The sequence below is a fragment of the Burkholderia sp. MSh2 genome, assembly GCF_000731655.1.
Taxonomy (GTDB): domain Bacteria; phylum Pseudomonadota; class Gammaproteobacteria; order Burkholderiales; family Burkholderiaceae; genus Burkholderia; species Burkholderia paludis.
This window is the reverse complement of sequence record NZ_JPGM01000035.1, coordinates 55,149-68,798: the sequence shown is the minus strand read 5'-3', so window position 1 is coordinate 68,798 and position 13,650 is coordinate 55,149. Positions and strand designations below refer to the sequence as shown.

Sequence of the window (13,650 nt, the reverse complement as noted above, 5' to 3'; positions counted from 1 at the left end):
ACGGAATCTTCTTCGATGCTGACCCCAATCGTCCGCGCGGCGCCCATGTCGTGTCTGTCCGGCAGCAACAGGTGGGTGCGCCGCGCGTCACGCGCGGGGCTGCGCGCGGCATGAGCGCCGCGCGCGCCACCGCGATCTGGGCGACGCTGGCCGCGGCGGTCGCGTTGCTGTTCGTCGCGTCGCTGTCGATCGGCAGCGTGCCGATGTCGCCGTGGCAGGCGCTCGCGTCGCTCGTGCCGCATGGCGGCGACGCGCTGTTCGCCGACATCGTCCGCACGCTGCGCCTGCCGCGCGCGCTCGCGGGCTTCGCGTGCGGCGCGCTGCTCGCGCTGGCCGGCGCGCTGCTGCAGGTGCTGCTGCGCAACCCGCTCGCGGAACCGTACGTGCTCGGCGTGTCCGGCGGCGCGGCCGGCTTCGCGCTCGTCGCGATGATCGCGGGCGGTGCGTGGTGGCTCGTCGATGCGTCGGCGTTCGCCGGCGCGCTCGTGTCGGTCGCGCTCGTGCTCGGTCTCGCGCGCCGCGAGCTGTGGCGCGGCGATTCTCGCGACGCGTCGCCGCGACTGCTGCTCACGGGCGTCGTGATCGCGGCCGGGTGGGGCGCGCTCGTTACGCTGCTGCTGTCGCTCGCGCCCGATGCGCGGCTGCGCGGCATCATCTTCTGGCTGACGGGCGACCTGAACGGCGTGACGGCGCCGTGGTTCGCGTGGGGTGCGCTGCTGCTGGCCGCATGCGTCGCGCTGCCAGCCGCGCCGCAACTGAACGTGCTGCTGCGCGGCGACTCGACCGCGCTCGCGCTCGGTGTGCCCGTCGCGCGCCTGCGCGTGCGGATCTATCTCGTCGCGTCGCTGGCCGCCGCGGCCGCGGTGACGACGGCCGGCACGATCGGCTTCGTCGGCCTCGTCGTGCCGCATGCGCTGCGTATCGCGTTCGGCAACGACCAGCGCATGCTGCTGCCGGCCGCGATGCTCGCGGGCGGCGGCGGCGTGATGGCGGCCGACCTGCTTGCCCGCACCGCGATCGCGCCCGCGCAGTTGCCGGTCGGCGTGATGACCGCCTTGATCGGCGTACCGGTGTTCCTGTGGATGTTGCTGAGGAGGCCGACGCGATGACGTGGGCCGCAGCATCCGCCGACACCGGCGGCCTGAACTACGCGGCCGTCGACGTGACGCTGAAGGCCGGCGCCCGCACGCTGCTCGACGGCTTCTCCCAGGCTTTCCGTCCGGGCGAGATCTGGTGCGTCGCCGGGCCGAACGGCGCGGGCAAGACGACGCTGCTCGCGACGCTCGCGGGGCTGCAGCAGCCGGCCGGCGGGCAGGTGGAGATCGACGGCCGGCCGCTTGTCGCATGGCCGCCCGATCGGCTTGCACAGCGGCGCGCGCTGATGCCGCAGCAACTGCATGACGCTTTCAGCGCGACCGTGTTCGACACGGTGTTGCTCAACCGCTTTCCGTATCTCGGCGGCTGGGGATGGGAGCGCGACGGCGACCGCGCGGCCGCGCGCGATGCGCTGGCGACGTTCGATCTGGCCGCGCTTGCATCGCGCGACGTGCTGTCGCTGTCGGGCGGCGAGCGGCAGCGCGTCGCGCTGGCCGCCACGCTGTGCCAGGATGCGCCGTTGATGCTGCTCGACGAGCCGCTGGCGCATCTCGACCTGCATCACCAGATCGATTGTCTGACCGCACTGGCCGGATGGCTCGACGCGGGCCCGCGCACGGTGCTGTTCTCGTGTCACGATCTGAACCTCGCGCGGCGTTTCGCGACGCATGCGTTGCTGCTCGACGGCCGCGGCCATGCGTGGGCCGGCCCCGTGCACGACGTCCTGACGCCGGAGCGCGCGAGCGAGGCGTTCGGCTATCCGCTCGTGCTGATCCGCGAGAACGGCCGCGATGCGCTGCTGCCGGCGTGGCCCGAGCGACAATGACGGTTTCCCCTGCGATGCGCGGCGCATGCCGCGCCAACGACACGGCTCCTCGATGACGACACCGACTCCCTTTCCGCCCGCGATCGCGCCGCTCGACGACGCGCTGCGCAAGCGCCTGCAGCATGTGATCGACCACAAGACCAAGCCGCCCGGCAGCCTCGGCCAGCTCGAGGCGATCGCGCTGCAGGTCGGCCTGATCCAGCGCACCGAGCGGCCGGTCGTGCAACGCCCCGCGATGATCGTGTTCGCCGGCGACCACGGGATCGCGGCGGAGGGCGTGAGCCCCTATCCGCAAGCGGTGACCGCGCAGATGGTCGCGAACTTCCTGGCCGGCGGCGCGGCGATCAACGCGTTCTCGGGCGTCGCGCAGAGCACGCTCGAGATCGTCGACGCAGGGGTCGCGTCGCCGCTGCCGGTGTCGGACCGGCTGGTGTCGCTGCCGGTCGCGCGCGGCACCCGCAATTTCGCGGCGGAGCCGGCGATGACGCGCGACGAGGCGATGACCGCGCTCGCGGCCGGCGCTGCACGCGTGCGCCTGCATGCGTCGCTCGGCACGAACGTGATCGGCTTCGGCGAGATGGGGATTGCCAACACGTCGTCGGCCGCCTGCCTGATGAGCCGCCTGCTCGGCGTGCCGGTCGACGCGTGCGTCGGGCGCGGCACCGGCCTCGACGACCAGGGCCTCGCGCACAAGCGCGCGGTGCTCGGGCGCGCGCTCGTCAAGCATTCGCACGCGATCGCGCCGCTCGACGTGCTCGCGACGTTCGGCGGCTTCGAAATCGCGATGATGACGGGCGCGTATCTCGCGGCCGCGAGCGAGCGGATGACGATCCTCGTCGACGGCTTCATCGCGACGGCCGCGCTGCTCGTCGCGGAGCGCTTCGTCCCCGCCGTGCGCGACTACTGCGTGTTTTCGCACACGTCGCACGAGGCCGGGCACCGGCGCATGCTCGAGCATTTCGGCGCGAAGCCGCTGCTCGCGCTCGACCTGCGGCTCGGCGAAGGCACGGGCGCGGCGCTCGCGCTGCCGCTCGTGCGTGCGGCGGCCGCGTTCCTTCGCGAGATGGCGAGCTTCGAATCCGCCGGCGTCGACAATCGTGACGCCTGATCGCGCGCGCGGCGTGCGTGCCGAACTGCGCTACTTCTTTGTCGCGCTCGGCTATTTCACGCGCGTGCCCGTGCCGCGCGCGATCGGCTACGCGGCCGGCGATCTCGACCAGGCCGCGCGCTATTTTCCGCTCGTCGGCGCCTGCGTCGGTGCGTGGGGCGCGCTCGTCTATCTCGCCACAGTGCGCGTGCTGCCCGCGTCGATCGCGGTCGGGCTGTCGATGGCCGCGACGCTGCTCGCGACCGGCGCATTCCATGAAGACGGCCTCGCCGACAGTTGCGATGCGTTCGGCGGCGGCTATACGCGCGACGACGTGCTGCGCATCATGCACGATTCGCGGATCGGCACGTTCGGCGCGGTCGCGCTCGTGATCGCGCTCGGCCTGAAATGGCAGGCGCTCGCGTCCATGTTGCCGCTGCGCGCGGCATGGACGATGATCGCCGCGCACGCGGCGAGCCGGGCGGCGGCCGTGAGCCTGCTGATGTCGCTCGACTACGTGCGGCCCGAGGGCAAGGCGAAGCCGGTCGCGCAACGCATGGGCGCGCGTGCGGCGTGCATCGCGGCGGCTTTCGGCCTGCCCTGGCTGTTCTGGCCGGACTGGCGCATGGGCGTGGCCGTTTGCGTCGCGCTCGTGCTGGTGCGCGCGTGGGCGGCCCGCTATTTCGTGAAGCGGATCGGCGGCTACACGGGCGATTGTCTCGGCTTCGCGCAGCAGTTGAGCGAACTCGCGATCTATCTGGTGGTGCTCGGATGGACGTCGTCCTGATCCGTCATCCGGCCGTCGGTGTCGAACCGGGCATCTGCTACGGACGCAGCGACGTGCCGCTCGCCGCACCGGCCGACGCCGGCGCGCAGGCCGTGCTCGCGCATCTGGCGGCTGCCGGTGCGCCGCCGCCCCGGCTGGTCTGGACGAGTCCGCTGGCGCGCTGCGCCACGGTCGCCGAACGGCTCGCGCGTGCGTTCGACGTGCCGCTGCGGCGTGATGCGGCCTGGCAGGAAATGGATTTCGGCGCGTGGGAAATGCGCCGCTGGGACGATATCGGCCGTGCGGCGCTCGATGCGTGGGCGGCCGACCTGATGCATGCGTGCGCGCACGGCGGCGAAAGCGTTGCGCGGTTCGCCGCGCGCGTGGCGAGGCGGGCCGATGCGCTTGCGCAGCTCGACGGGCCGCACTGGGCCGTCACGCACGCGGGCGTGATCCGCGCGTTCGCATCGCACGTACTGGACGTGCCGCTCGATACGCTGCTGTCGCGGCCGGTGCCGACCGGCGGTGTCGTGTGGCTGCGCGCGAGCGAGGGCGCGAGAGCGTGGGAAGTCGTCCGCTGGGACGAATAGGCCGGCATGGCCCGGATGTCGGCGATGCGACGTGCGGGCCCACGCCGACCGAAGCGCCCCATCGCTCGAAGCGCGGGAATCGCCGCCGATCAGCGCGTCGGCCGCCGCGCCCGCGCGGCATCGAGATCCTCGCACAGCACGGCCGCGCCTTGCGCGATGCGCGGCGACGGTCGCGTCAGCAGATCGCCGTCGATCGCGAACAGATTGTTGCGCGCCACGGCATTCAGTGCGGGCCACGCGCGCCAGCGCGCCAGGCTCGGCTGCGGTTCGTCGGAGCGCGTCGCGCCCGCGCTGGTCGTCACGATCGCCTCCGGATTCGCCGCGAGCACGGCCTCGTCGGTCACGGCCGGCACGAGCGGCTTGAGCGCCGCGAACACGTTGCGGCCACCGCACAGTTCGATTACGTCGTTGATCAGATGCGTGCCGTTGAGCGTCATCAGCGGACGGTCCCAGACCTGGAAGAACATCGTGACGGGCGCACGGGCGGCGTAGCGCGTGCGCAGCGCCGCGATGTCGCGCGTAAAGGCGGCCGCGGCCGCGTCGGCGGCGGGTTGCGTGCCGAGCAGCGTGCCGAGGCGGCGCAGCGACGACGCCACGTCGTCGAGATGTTTCGGTTCGCTGAAGAACAGCGGAATGTGCAGCGCCCGCAGCGCATCGGTCTGCCGCTCGGCGTTGCCGTGCCGCCAGACGACGATCAGGTCGGGCTTCAGCGCGGCGATCCGTTCGAGGTCGAGCGCCTTGTTGTCGCCGACGCGCGGCACCGCGCGCGCGGCGGGCGGGTAGTCGCTGTACGTGACGGCGCCGACGAGCTTCGCGCCGCCGCCGGCCGCGTAGACGAGTTCGGTCGCGTGCGGCGCGAGGCTGATCACGCGCTGCGCGGGGGCGGGCAGCGTGACGGTGTTGCCGGCGTCGTCGCGCGTGGCGACCTCGGCATGCACGGGCAGCGCGTGAGCGAGTGCGGCCAGCGCCGCGACCGGCGCCAGCCGGCGCAACAGGTGTGCCGTCATGCGACGCCTCGTTGCAGCAGCGGTACGCAGTGCGCGAGCGCGGCGTCGATGCGCTGCCATTCGGCTGCGCTGCCCGGCAGGCCGATGCGCACGCTCGACGGTGTCGCGAAATAGCGTGTCCAGATCCCGTGTGCCGCGAGTGCCGCATGCAGCGCGGCGGCGCGCGGGTCGTCGGTCCAGCTGAAGAGCGGCGTCGCACGAACCGCGAAGCCGTGCGTGCGCAGCAGTCCGGCCAGTCGCTCGCCGTCGGCTGCGAGGCGTTCGCGGGTGGCCGCCTGCCATGCGCGATCGGCGAACGCGGCGTCGACCGCGTGGCGCGCGGGGCCGCTGACGGTCCACGCGCCGAGCAGGTCGCGCAGCGCGACGATCTGCCCGGGACAGGCGAGCACGAAGCCTGCCCGGATGCCGGCGAGCCCGAAGAACTTGCCGACCGAGCGGAGCACGACGAGCCCCGGGCGGTCGACCTGAGGCGCGAGCGATTGGGTCGCACCCGTATCGGCGAACGCCTCGTCGACGATCAGCGTGCCGCCGCGCGCGGCCAGTTGCGCATGCCAGCCGAGCAGGCGCTCGGCCGGCACGAAGTCGGCGGTCGGATTGTTCGGATTCCCGACGATGATGTGGCGCAGTGTCGCGGGCAGCGTATTCGCGTGGATGTCGAGCGGGACGACGCGATGGCCGTGGCGTGCGAACGCGGGTGCGTATTCGCCGTAGGCAAGCGCCGCGATGCCGGCGTCGCCGGCCGGCAGCAGGGTGGGCAGCGCACGGATCGCGGCCTGGCTGCCGGCGACCGGCAGCACGTGCGCGGGATCGGGGGCGCGGTAATACCGCGCGGCGCAGGCCGCGAGGCCGTCGCCGTCGTCGGGCAGCCGGCGCCAGGCGTCGGCCGGGACGGGCGGCACCGGATAGCCGGCCGGGTTGATGCCGGTCGACAGGTCGAGCCAGGCGTCGTACGGAATGCCGTGACGGCGGGCGGCTTCGTGCAGGTTGCCGCCGTGCGCGATGCGGGTGTCAGACATGATGGGTGGCCATGGCGAGGGCGCCGCTCGCGACCAGCAGCGCGAGCCACAGGGCCAGCGTGCGCGTGACGAGCGACAGGGCGGCGACGATGTGGACGGCGGTCGCCGTCGCGCCGGTGCCGAGCGCCGGGCGATCCTCGATCTCGCCGTGATAGACGGCCGGGCCGCCGAGCTGTACGTTCAGGCTGCCGGCGCCGGCGGCCATCACGGGGCCCGCGTTCGGGCTGTCCCAGTGGCGCGCCTGCGTGCGCCAGCAGCGCCACGCGGAGGCCGTGTCGCCGAGCAGCGCATAGCTCGCGGCGGTGAGGCGCGCGGGGATCCAGTTGAGCGCATCGTCGAGGCGGGCGGCGGCCCAGCCGAAGGTCAGGAAGCGTGGTGTTCGGTAGCCCCACATCGCATCGAGCGTGTTCGCGAGCCGGAACAGCAGTGCGCCCGGGCCGCCCGCGACGACGAACCAGAACAGCGCGCCGAAGATCGCGTCGTTGCCGTTCTCGAGCGCCGATTCGACGGCCGCGCGCGACAGCGCGGTTTCGTCCGCGTCGCTCGTGTCGCGCGACACGATGCGCGCGGTCAGCGCGCGGGCGGCGCCGAGATCGTGCCGCAGCAGTGCCGCGGCGATCGGTGCAACGTGGTCGGCGAGGCTTTTCGCCCCGAGCGCGAACCACAGCAGCGCGACGTGCAGCGCGGCGGCCAGCGGCCACGGCAGCACGGCCGCGAGCCACGCCGCGACGGCCACCGGTGGCACGACCGCCGCGAGCCACGCGGCGACGCCGATCACGCGGCCGCGCCGGCCCGTGTTCAGCGCGCCTTCGATGCGCGCGGCGAGGCGGCCGAACGCGACGAGCGGATGCCAGCCGGCCGGCTCGCCGATCGCGCGGTCGACGATCGCGGCCGCGACCGCGAGCATCGCGACGACGGGCAGCGACAGCATCAGCATGACGGCGCTCCGGGTTTGAGTTCGAGCGGCAGCCCGGCGACGAGCAGTGTCACGCGCGTCGCGAGCGCGGCGATGCGCTGGTTCAGGCGCCCGAGTTCGTCGACGTAGCGGCGCGTGACCGACCCGAGCGGCACGACGCCGAGCCCGATCTCGTTGCTGACGACGATCACCTTCGCGCGCGCACCGCGCAACGCGTGTTCGAGCCGCTCCACCTGCGCCGCGTAATGCGCGTCGTCGAGCGGTTCGCCGTCGGCCGGGCACAGCAGGTTCGTGAGCCACAGCGTCAGGCAGTCGACGAGCAGGCACGCGTGCGGATCGTCGAGCCGCGCGAGCGTGCCGGCGAGGTCGACGGGCGCTTCGGCGAAACCCCAGTCGGCCGGCCGGCGTGCGCGATGATGCGCGACGCGTTGCGCGAATTCGGCATCGGCGGCGATCGCGGTGGCGACGTAGGTGACGGCGCGGCCGCTGTCGGCGGCGAGCCGCTCGGCGTGCACGCTCTTGCCCGAGCGCGCGCCGCCGAGGACGAAGGTGAGGTCGTGCGGAATCATCGCGTGATTGTAACGGCGCGGCGGCGCCGGCGCGGGAGATAATGCGGCCTTTGCCTCGCGACCACCTTGACACGATGAATGCACCCGAGCCGCGGCCGCGCGGCACGCTGATGATCCAGGGCACGACGTCCGACGCCGGCAAGAGCACGCTCGTCGCGGGCCTGTGCCGGCTGGCGCGTCGCGCGGGCGTGCGCGTTGCGCCGTTCAAGCCGCAGAACATGGCGCTCAACAGCGCGGTGACGGCCGACGGCGGCGAGATCGGCCGCGCGCAGGCGCTCCAGGCCCTCGCCGCGGGCGTTGCGCCGCATACGGATTTCAACCCCGTGCTGCTGAAGCCGACGAGCGACCGCGGCGCGCAGGTGATCATTCACGGCAAGGCGCGCATGAACCTCGACGCGCGGGCGTATCACGACTACAAGCCGGTCGCGTTCGACGCGGTGCTCGAATCGTATGCGCGGCTGCGCGCCGGCTACGACGCGGTGATCGTCGAGGGCGCCGGCAGCCCGGCCGAGATCAACCTGCGGGAAGGCGACATCGCGAACATGGGGTTCGCCGAACGCGTCGACTGCCCGGTCGTGCTCGTCGCCGACATCGACCGCGGCGGCGTGTTCGCGCACCTGGTCGGCACGCTCGCATGCCTGTCGGACAGCGAGCGCGCGCGCGTGCGCGGCTTCGTGATCAACCGCTTCCGCGGCGATATCGGACTGCTCGAACCGGGCCTCGACTGGCTGCGCGCGCAGACCGGCAAGCCTGTGTTCGGCGTGCTGCCGTACCTGCACGGGCTGCTGCTCGACGCCGAGGACATGCTGCCCGCCCAGGCGCGCAGTGCCGCCGCACGCGGCGAGACAGGCGTGCTGCGCGTCGTCGTGCCCGCGCTGCCGCGCATCAGCAACCACACGGATTTCGATCCGCTGCGCGCGCATCCGCAGGTCGAATTCACGTACTGGAAGAGCGGCCCCGTGCCGGATGCCGACCTGCTGATCCTGCCCGGCTCGAAAAGCGTGCAGCGCGATCTCGCGTGGCTGCGCGACGCGGGCTGGGACGCGCTGGTCCGCCGCCACCTGCGCTACGGCGGCAAGGTGATCGGCATCTGCGGCGGGATGCAGATGCTCGGCCGCACGCTCGACGATCCGCTCGGCCTGGAGGGCGCGCCCGGCAGCATGCCGGGGCTCGGGCTGCTCGATTTCGACACGACGCTGCAGCCCGACAAGACGCTCCGGAACGTGACGGGGCAACTCGCGCTGCCGGGCGGGGCCGCCGTGCGCGGCTACGAGATCCACATGGGCGACACGCGCGGGCCGGCGCTCGCGTCGCCTGCGCTGGCGCTGGCGCTGGCCGCCGACGCCGCGCAGGACGCCGCGCAGGACGCCGCGCAGGACGCCGCGCAGGACGCCGCGCGTCCGGACGGCGCGGTTTCCGCCGACGGCCAGATTCTCGCGACCTACCTGCACGGGCTGTTCGACGCGCCGGACGCGTGCGCGGCGCTGCTCGCATGGGCCGGACTCGACGGCGCGGAACGCATCGACTATCCGGCGCTGCGCGAGGCGTCGCTCGAGCGGCTCGCGGATACGTTCGCGGCGCATCTCGACCTCGACGCGCTGTACGCCGAGTTTCGTTGAGCCGGCGCCGGGCCGCGCTCGCTTTTTCCGTCCGATCGCGTACAACAGAGGAGGGCGGAGGTCCGCCTGGAGGAGTGCGACGATGAAGGCTCGATGGTGGTGGAGCGTGCTGCTCGCGGCGCTGCTGGGCGTGTCGGCGGTTGCGCACGCCTGCGACGCGTCCGGATCGGGCGGCGGCCAGCCCGGTTCAGGTGACGCCACGCAGGGCAAGAGCGGTTACTGACGCGGGCAGGAGGGGCATGATCGGTCATGCCCTTTTTTTCGATCGAATTGATTCCAGATGGGAACGAGTTAAAGCGAATTTGCGAGTTTATCGGTCAAACGGATTCGAATAGAGTGCGATTCATTCTCATCCACTCACGAAGGAACCCGTCATGACCTCCCATCGCCTGAACGATTTCGCCGCGACGCTGCTGCGCGTCGCGCTCGGCGTGCTGTACCTCGCACACGTCGCACAGAAGGTGTTCGTCTTCACGCTGCCCGGCACCGCGCAGTTCTTCGCGTCGATCGGCCTGCCGGGCTGGCTCGCGTACCTGACCACGTTCGTCGAACTGGCCGGCGGCCTGGCGCTGCTCGCGGGCTTCCGCGTGCGCGTCGCGGCGCTCGTGTTGCTGCCGTTCATGCTCGGCGCGACCGCCGCGCATCTGCCGAACGGCTGGAGCTTCGCGTCGCCGAACGGCGGCTGGGAATATCCGGCGTTCTGGGCCGTCACGCTGGCCGTGCAGGCGCTGCTGGGCGGCGGCGCGTTCGCGATCGGCGCGCGGGAGGCCGCGGGTCGGCCCGCATAACGGCGGGCCGGGGCGAGCCGGCGGCGAGCCGTTCGGCCAACCCGTTCCGGTGACGCCCCGTTTGCCGATATCATCGCTCCCTGTATCCGCAATCGAGCGGCGCCGGCCATGCGGCGGGCGCCGCGTGGCTTTTTCGGGGGGAATTCATGACGGTGATCGTGGTGGCGAATCCGAAGGGCGGCGTGGGGAAAAGTACGCTGTCCACCAATCTTGCCGGCTATTTCGCGGCGCAGGGCGCATGGGTCGCGCTTGCCGATCTGGACCGGCAGCAGTCGGCGCATGCGTGGCTCGACCTGCGGCCGTCCGGCCTGCCGGCGATCGAGGCGTGGGCGCTCGATCCGGATGCGCCGTCGAAGCCGCCGCGCGGCCTCGAATATGCGGTGATCGATACGCCGGCCGGCCTGCACGGCAACCGGCTCAATGTCGCGCTGCAACTGGCCGACAAGGTGATCGTGCCGCTGCAGCCGTCGATGTTCGATATCCTGGCCACGCAGCAGTTCCTGGAGCGTCTCGCCGGCGAGAAGGCCGTGCGCAAGGGCAATGTCGAGGTCGGGATCGTCGGGATGCGGGTCGATGCGCGCACGCGCTCGTCCGACCAGCTTCACCGGTTCGTCGAAGGGCTCGGCCTGCCGGTGCTCGGCTATGTGCGCGACACGCAGAACTACGTGCAGATCGCCGCGCATGGCCTCACGTTGTGGGACGTCGCGAAGAGCCGCGTCGAGAAGGATCTCGAACAGTGGCGGCCGATCGTCGAATGGGCCGAACGCCGCGAGCCGAAGGCGGAGAAGCCGGAGAAGGCCGCCAAGGGGGCCTGATCGCATCGCACCCGGGCGGGCCGCGCCCGATGAAACGAGAAAGGGCCTGATCCCGTGCGATACGGAATCAGGCCCTTTTACCGTGAGCGCCGCAGCCGCGTCATGCGCCGCGCGCCACGGCGCGCGGGCGGCCGGCCACGCGGGCGGATTACGTCCAGTTCTGCGTCGGCACGTGATCGCGATGGCCCTTGATCTTGTTGCCGTCGTCGATGAACACGAGCTTCGGCTTCCAGCCGGCCTGCAGTTCGGCTTCGTCGACCATCGCGAATGCCGCGATGATCACGAGGTCGCCGAGCTGCGCGCGACGCGCGGCCGAGCCGTTCAGCGAGATCATTCCGCTGCCGCGCTCGCCCTTGATCGCGTACGTCGAGAAGCGCTCGCCGTTGTTGATGTTCCAGATGTCGATCCGTTCGTTCTCGACGATGTTCGATGCTTCGAGCAGGTCTTCGTCGATCGCGCACGAGCCTTCGTAGTGCAGCTCGCAGTGCGTGACTGCCGCACGATGGATCTTCGATTTGAGCATGTGGCGCTGCATGATTTCTCCGTGATGCGTCGTGAGAGGCGCGGGCGGGCGGCCCGTCAGATTTCCAGGTTGTCGATGAGGCGCGTCGCGCCGAGTTTCGCGGCCGCGAGCACGACGAGCGGCTCGCCGGCTTCGAGTTCGGCGGCGCTCGGCGCGATCAGGTTCGCGCGGCGGCGGATCGACAGGTAGTCGGGCGCCCAGCCGCGCTCGGCCAGGTGCGTGCGCGCCTGTTGCTCGAGCTTGCCGAGGTCGTGCTCGCCGCCGAGCACGCTTTCGCGCATGCGCTGCAGCGTCTTCGCGAGTTCGGGCGCTTCCTTGCGCTCGTCGGCCGACAGGTAGCGGTTGCGCGACGACAGCGCGAGGCCGTCCTCGTCGCGCACGGTTTCGGCGGCGACGATATCGACCGGCAGCGCAAGCTGCTGGCACATGCGGCGCACGATCATCAGCTGCTGGTAGTCCTTCTTGCCGAACACGGCAACGCGCGGCTGCACGCAGGCCATCAGCTTCGAGACGACGGTGCACACGCCGGTGAAGAAGCCGGGCCGGAACTCGCCTTCGAGAATCCCGCCGAGATCGTCCGGCGGCAGCACGCGGTATTCCTGCGGCTCCGGGTACATGTCGCGCTCGGTCGGCGCGAACAGCACGTAGACGTTTTCCTTCTGCAGCTTCTCGATATCGTCCTGCAGCGTGCGCGGGTACTTGTCGAAATCCTCGTTCGGGCCGAATTGCAGCCGGTTGACGAAGATGCTCGCCACGACCGGGTCGCCGTGCTGGCGCGCGAGGCGCATCAGCGACAGATGGCCTTCATGCAGGTTGCCCATCGTCGGCACGAACGCCGTGCGGTTCTGGCCGCGCAACTGGTCGCGCAGTTCATGGATCGAGCTGATGACTTTCATGATCGGGTAGCGGGTTCCTCGCGCATGCGCGCGTTGGCGCCGCAGCAGCGGCGTCGGGGTCGAAGCGGAGAACGCCGGCGCGCGGGCGGCGCATCGGGCGTCGGCGGATTGTAGAGGATTTGGCCGTCAAACGCATCGAGAAAAGAACGGTCGTTCATTTTTTGGCGGGGCGTGCCGGCAACGGTCCGCGGGGCCGTGCCGGGTCAGGGCGCAACGACGCATGCATGCGGGTGAACAGGGAAGGCGGGAGAGTGCCGGCCTTACGCGGGCAGGTACGCGAGGCGCACGTAGATCGGCGCGAACGGCTCGGCCTGCGTGATCTCGAGGAGCGATTCGCGGGCGAGTTCGAGCATCGCGATGAAATTCACGACGACGACCGGCACGCCGCGCGACGTATCGAACAGTTCGGCGAACTCCATGAAGCGCGCATTCTGCAGCCGGCGCAGGATCAGGCTCATGTGTTCGCGCACCGACAGCTCCTCGCGGGAGATCTTGTGGTGCTGGACGAGCTTCGCGCGCTTGAGCACGTCGGCCCACGCGGCGCGCAGATCGTCCGAGTTCACGTCGGGAAAGCGCGGCGTGACGCTCTGCTCGATATAGACCTCGGCGCGCAGGAAATCGCGGCCGAGCTGCGGCAACCGGTCGAGCCGCTGCGCGGCGAGCTTCATCTGCTCGTATTCGAGCAGGCGGCGCACGAGTTCCGCGCGCGGATCCTCGGCTTCCTCGCCGGTATCGGCCTTCTTGACCGGCAGCAGCATGCGCGACTTGATCTCGATCAGCATCGCGGCCATCAGCAGGTACTCGGCCGCCAGCTCGAGGTTCGACGTGCGGATCTGGTCGACGTAGCCCAGATATTGCGCGGTGACCTGCGCCATCGGGATGTCGAGCACGTTGAAGTTCTGCTTGCGGATCAGGTAGAGCAGCAGGTCGAGCGGGCCTTCGAACGTTTCGAGGAACACCTCGAGCGCATCGGGCGGGATGTAGAGATCCTGCGGCAGCTTGAAGAGCGGCTCGCCGTACAGGCGAGCGAACGCCGCGACACCGTCGACCGTGTCGGGCGTCGAATCGGCGCCCGCGGGCGCGGCGATCGCGTCGTCCTGCCGGGCGGCGCTGGCCTCGTCGGCGGCGCTCACGTCG

At 71.3% G+C, this 13,650-nt stretch carries 16 protein-coding genes; 9 read left to right on the top strand and 7 right to left on the bottom strand.

Going from position 1 to position 13,650, the window contains the following annotated elements:
* The first annotated feature begins 110 nt into the window (after positions 1-110).
* From GQ57_RS22625 to cobC, 5 genes are read left to right on the top strand one after another with little or no spacing between them, the layout of a single operon-like run.
* Complete coding sequence (locus tag GQ57_RS22625; protein WP_031398444.1) at positions 111-1,109, top strand: FecCD family ABC transporter permease; 999 nt, start codon at positions 111-113, stop codon at positions 1,107-1,109.
* Positions 1,106-1,921 carry an ABC transporter ATP-binding protein gene (locus GQ57_RS22620; protein WP_034199061.1) on the top strand — a complete coding sequence of 272 codons (816 nt, stop codon included), beginning with the start codon at positions 1,106-1,108 and terminating at the stop codon, positions 1,919-1,921. Before GQ57_RS22625 ends, GQ57_RS22620 begins: the two co-directional genes overlap by 4 nt.
* A gap of 52 nt (positions 1,922-1,973) precedes the next feature.
* Positions 1,974-3,029 carry a nicotinate-nucleotide--dimethylbenzimidazole phosphoribosyltransferase gene (gene cobT, locus GQ57_RS22615; RefSeq protein ID WP_031398442.1) on the top strand — a complete coding sequence of 352 codons (1,056 nt, stop codon included), beginning with the start codon at positions 1,974-1,976 and terminating at the stop codon, positions 3,027-3,029.
* The gene (locus tag GQ57_RS22610) at positions 3,019-3,795 is read left to right on the top strand and encodes an adenosylcobinamide-GDP ribazoletransferase (RefSeq protein ID WP_034199060.1); all 777 of its coding nucleotides are present in this window, start codon (positions 3,019-3,021) and stop codon (positions 3,793-3,795) included. The genes cobT and GQ57_RS22610 overlap by 11 nt, the downstream gene beginning before the upstream one ends.
* Positions 3,780-4,364, top strand: a complete 585-nt coding sequence (gene cobC, locus GQ57_RS22605) for an alpha-ribazole phosphatase (RefSeq protein WP_034199059.1) — start codon at positions 3,780-3,782, stop codon at positions 4,362-4,364. Before GQ57_RS22610 ends, cobC begins: the two co-directional genes overlap by 16 nt.
* An 89-nt stretch (positions 4,365-4,453) precedes the next feature.
* Here cobC and GQ57_RS22600 read toward each other — a convergent pair whose 3' ends face one another.
* Genes GQ57_RS22600 through cobU form a run of 4 tightly spaced genes read right to left on the bottom strand, consistent with a single transcriptional unit; the run spans position 4,454 to position 7,872 of the window.
* Positions 4,454-5,371, bottom strand: a complete 918-nt coding sequence (locus GQ57_RS22600; RefSeq protein WP_034199058.1) for a cobalamin-binding protein — start codon at positions 5,369-5,371, stop codon at positions 4,454-4,456.
* Entirely contained in the window at positions 5,368-6,387 is a 1,020-nt protein-coding gene (gene cobD, locus GQ57_RS22595) for a threonine-phosphate decarboxylase CobD (RefSeq protein WP_034199057.1), read from the bottom strand. Before cobD ends, GQ57_RS22600 begins: the two co-directional genes overlap by 4 nt.
* The gene (cbiB, locus tag GQ57_RS22590; RefSeq protein ID WP_034199056.1) at positions 6,380-7,324 is read right to left on the bottom strand and encodes an adenosylcobinamide-phosphate synthase CbiB; all 945 of its coding nucleotides are present in this window, start codon (positions 7,322-7,324) and stop codon (positions 6,380-6,382) included. Before cbiB ends, cobD begins: the two co-directional genes overlap by 8 nt.
* On the bottom strand, positions 7,318-7,872 hold the full coding sequence (gene cobU, locus GQ57_RS22585; RefSeq protein WP_031398436.1) for a bifunctional adenosylcobinamide kinase/adenosylcobinamide-phosphate guanylyltransferase: 555 nt from the start codon (positions 7,870-7,872) through the stop codon (positions 7,318-7,320). The genes cbiB and cobU overlap by 7 nt, the downstream gene beginning before the upstream one ends.
* Before the next feature lie 74 nt (positions 7,873-7,946).
* Here cobU and GQ57_RS22580 point away from each other — a divergent pair, with 74 nt between their 5' ends.
* From GQ57_RS22580 to GQ57_RS22570, 4 genes are all read left to right on the top strand, one after another.
* Positions 7,947-9,491 carry a cobyric acid synthase gene (locus tag GQ57_RS22580; protein WP_034199055.1) on the top strand — a complete coding sequence of 515 codons (1,545 nt, stop codon included), beginning with the start codon at positions 7,947-7,949 and terminating at the stop codon, positions 9,489-9,491.
* Positions 9,492-9,573: 82 nt separating this feature from the next.
* Positions 9,574-9,714 (top strand): hypothetical protein, encoded by a 141-nt coding sequence (locus GQ57_RS43415; protein ID WP_162836098.1) that lies wholly within the window; start codon positions 9,574-9,576, stop codon positions 9,712-9,714.
* A gap of 151 nt (positions 9,715-9,865) precedes the next feature.
* Positions 9,866-10,279 carry a DoxX family protein gene (locus GQ57_RS22575; protein ID WP_034199054.1) on the top strand — a complete coding sequence of 138 codons (414 nt, stop codon included), beginning with the start codon at positions 9,866-9,868 and terminating at the stop codon, positions 10,277-10,279.
* 146 nt (positions 10,280-10,425) lie between these two features.
* Entirely contained in the window at positions 10,426-11,094 is a 669-nt protein-coding gene (locus GQ57_RS22570) for a ParA family protein (RefSeq protein WP_034199053.1), read from the top strand.
* Between the two features lie 148 nt (positions 11,095-11,242).
* Here GQ57_RS22570 and panD read toward each other — a convergent pair whose 3' ends face one another.
* From panD to GQ57_RS22555, 3 genes are all read right to left on the bottom strand, one after another.
* Positions 11,243-11,629: an aspartate 1-decarboxylase gene (gene panD / locus GQ57_RS22565; protein WP_031398432.1), complete on the bottom strand. Its 387-nt coding sequence runs from the start codon at positions 11,627-11,629 to the stop codon at positions 11,243-11,245.
* A gap of 44 nt (positions 11,630-11,673) precedes the next feature.
* Positions 11,674-12,513, bottom strand: coding sequence for a pantoate--beta-alanine ligase (gene panC, locus GQ57_RS22560; RefSeq protein WP_031398431.1), 840 nt, complete (start codon positions 12,511-12,513; stop codon positions 11,674-11,676).
* 260 nt (positions 12,514-12,773) lie between these two features.
* Positions 12,774-13,646 (bottom strand): segregation and condensation protein A, encoded by an 873-nt coding sequence (locus GQ57_RS22555; RefSeq protein ID WP_031398430.1) that lies wholly within the window; start codon positions 13,644-13,646, stop codon positions 12,774-12,776.
* Positions 13,647-13,650 lie beyond the last annotated feature (4 nt).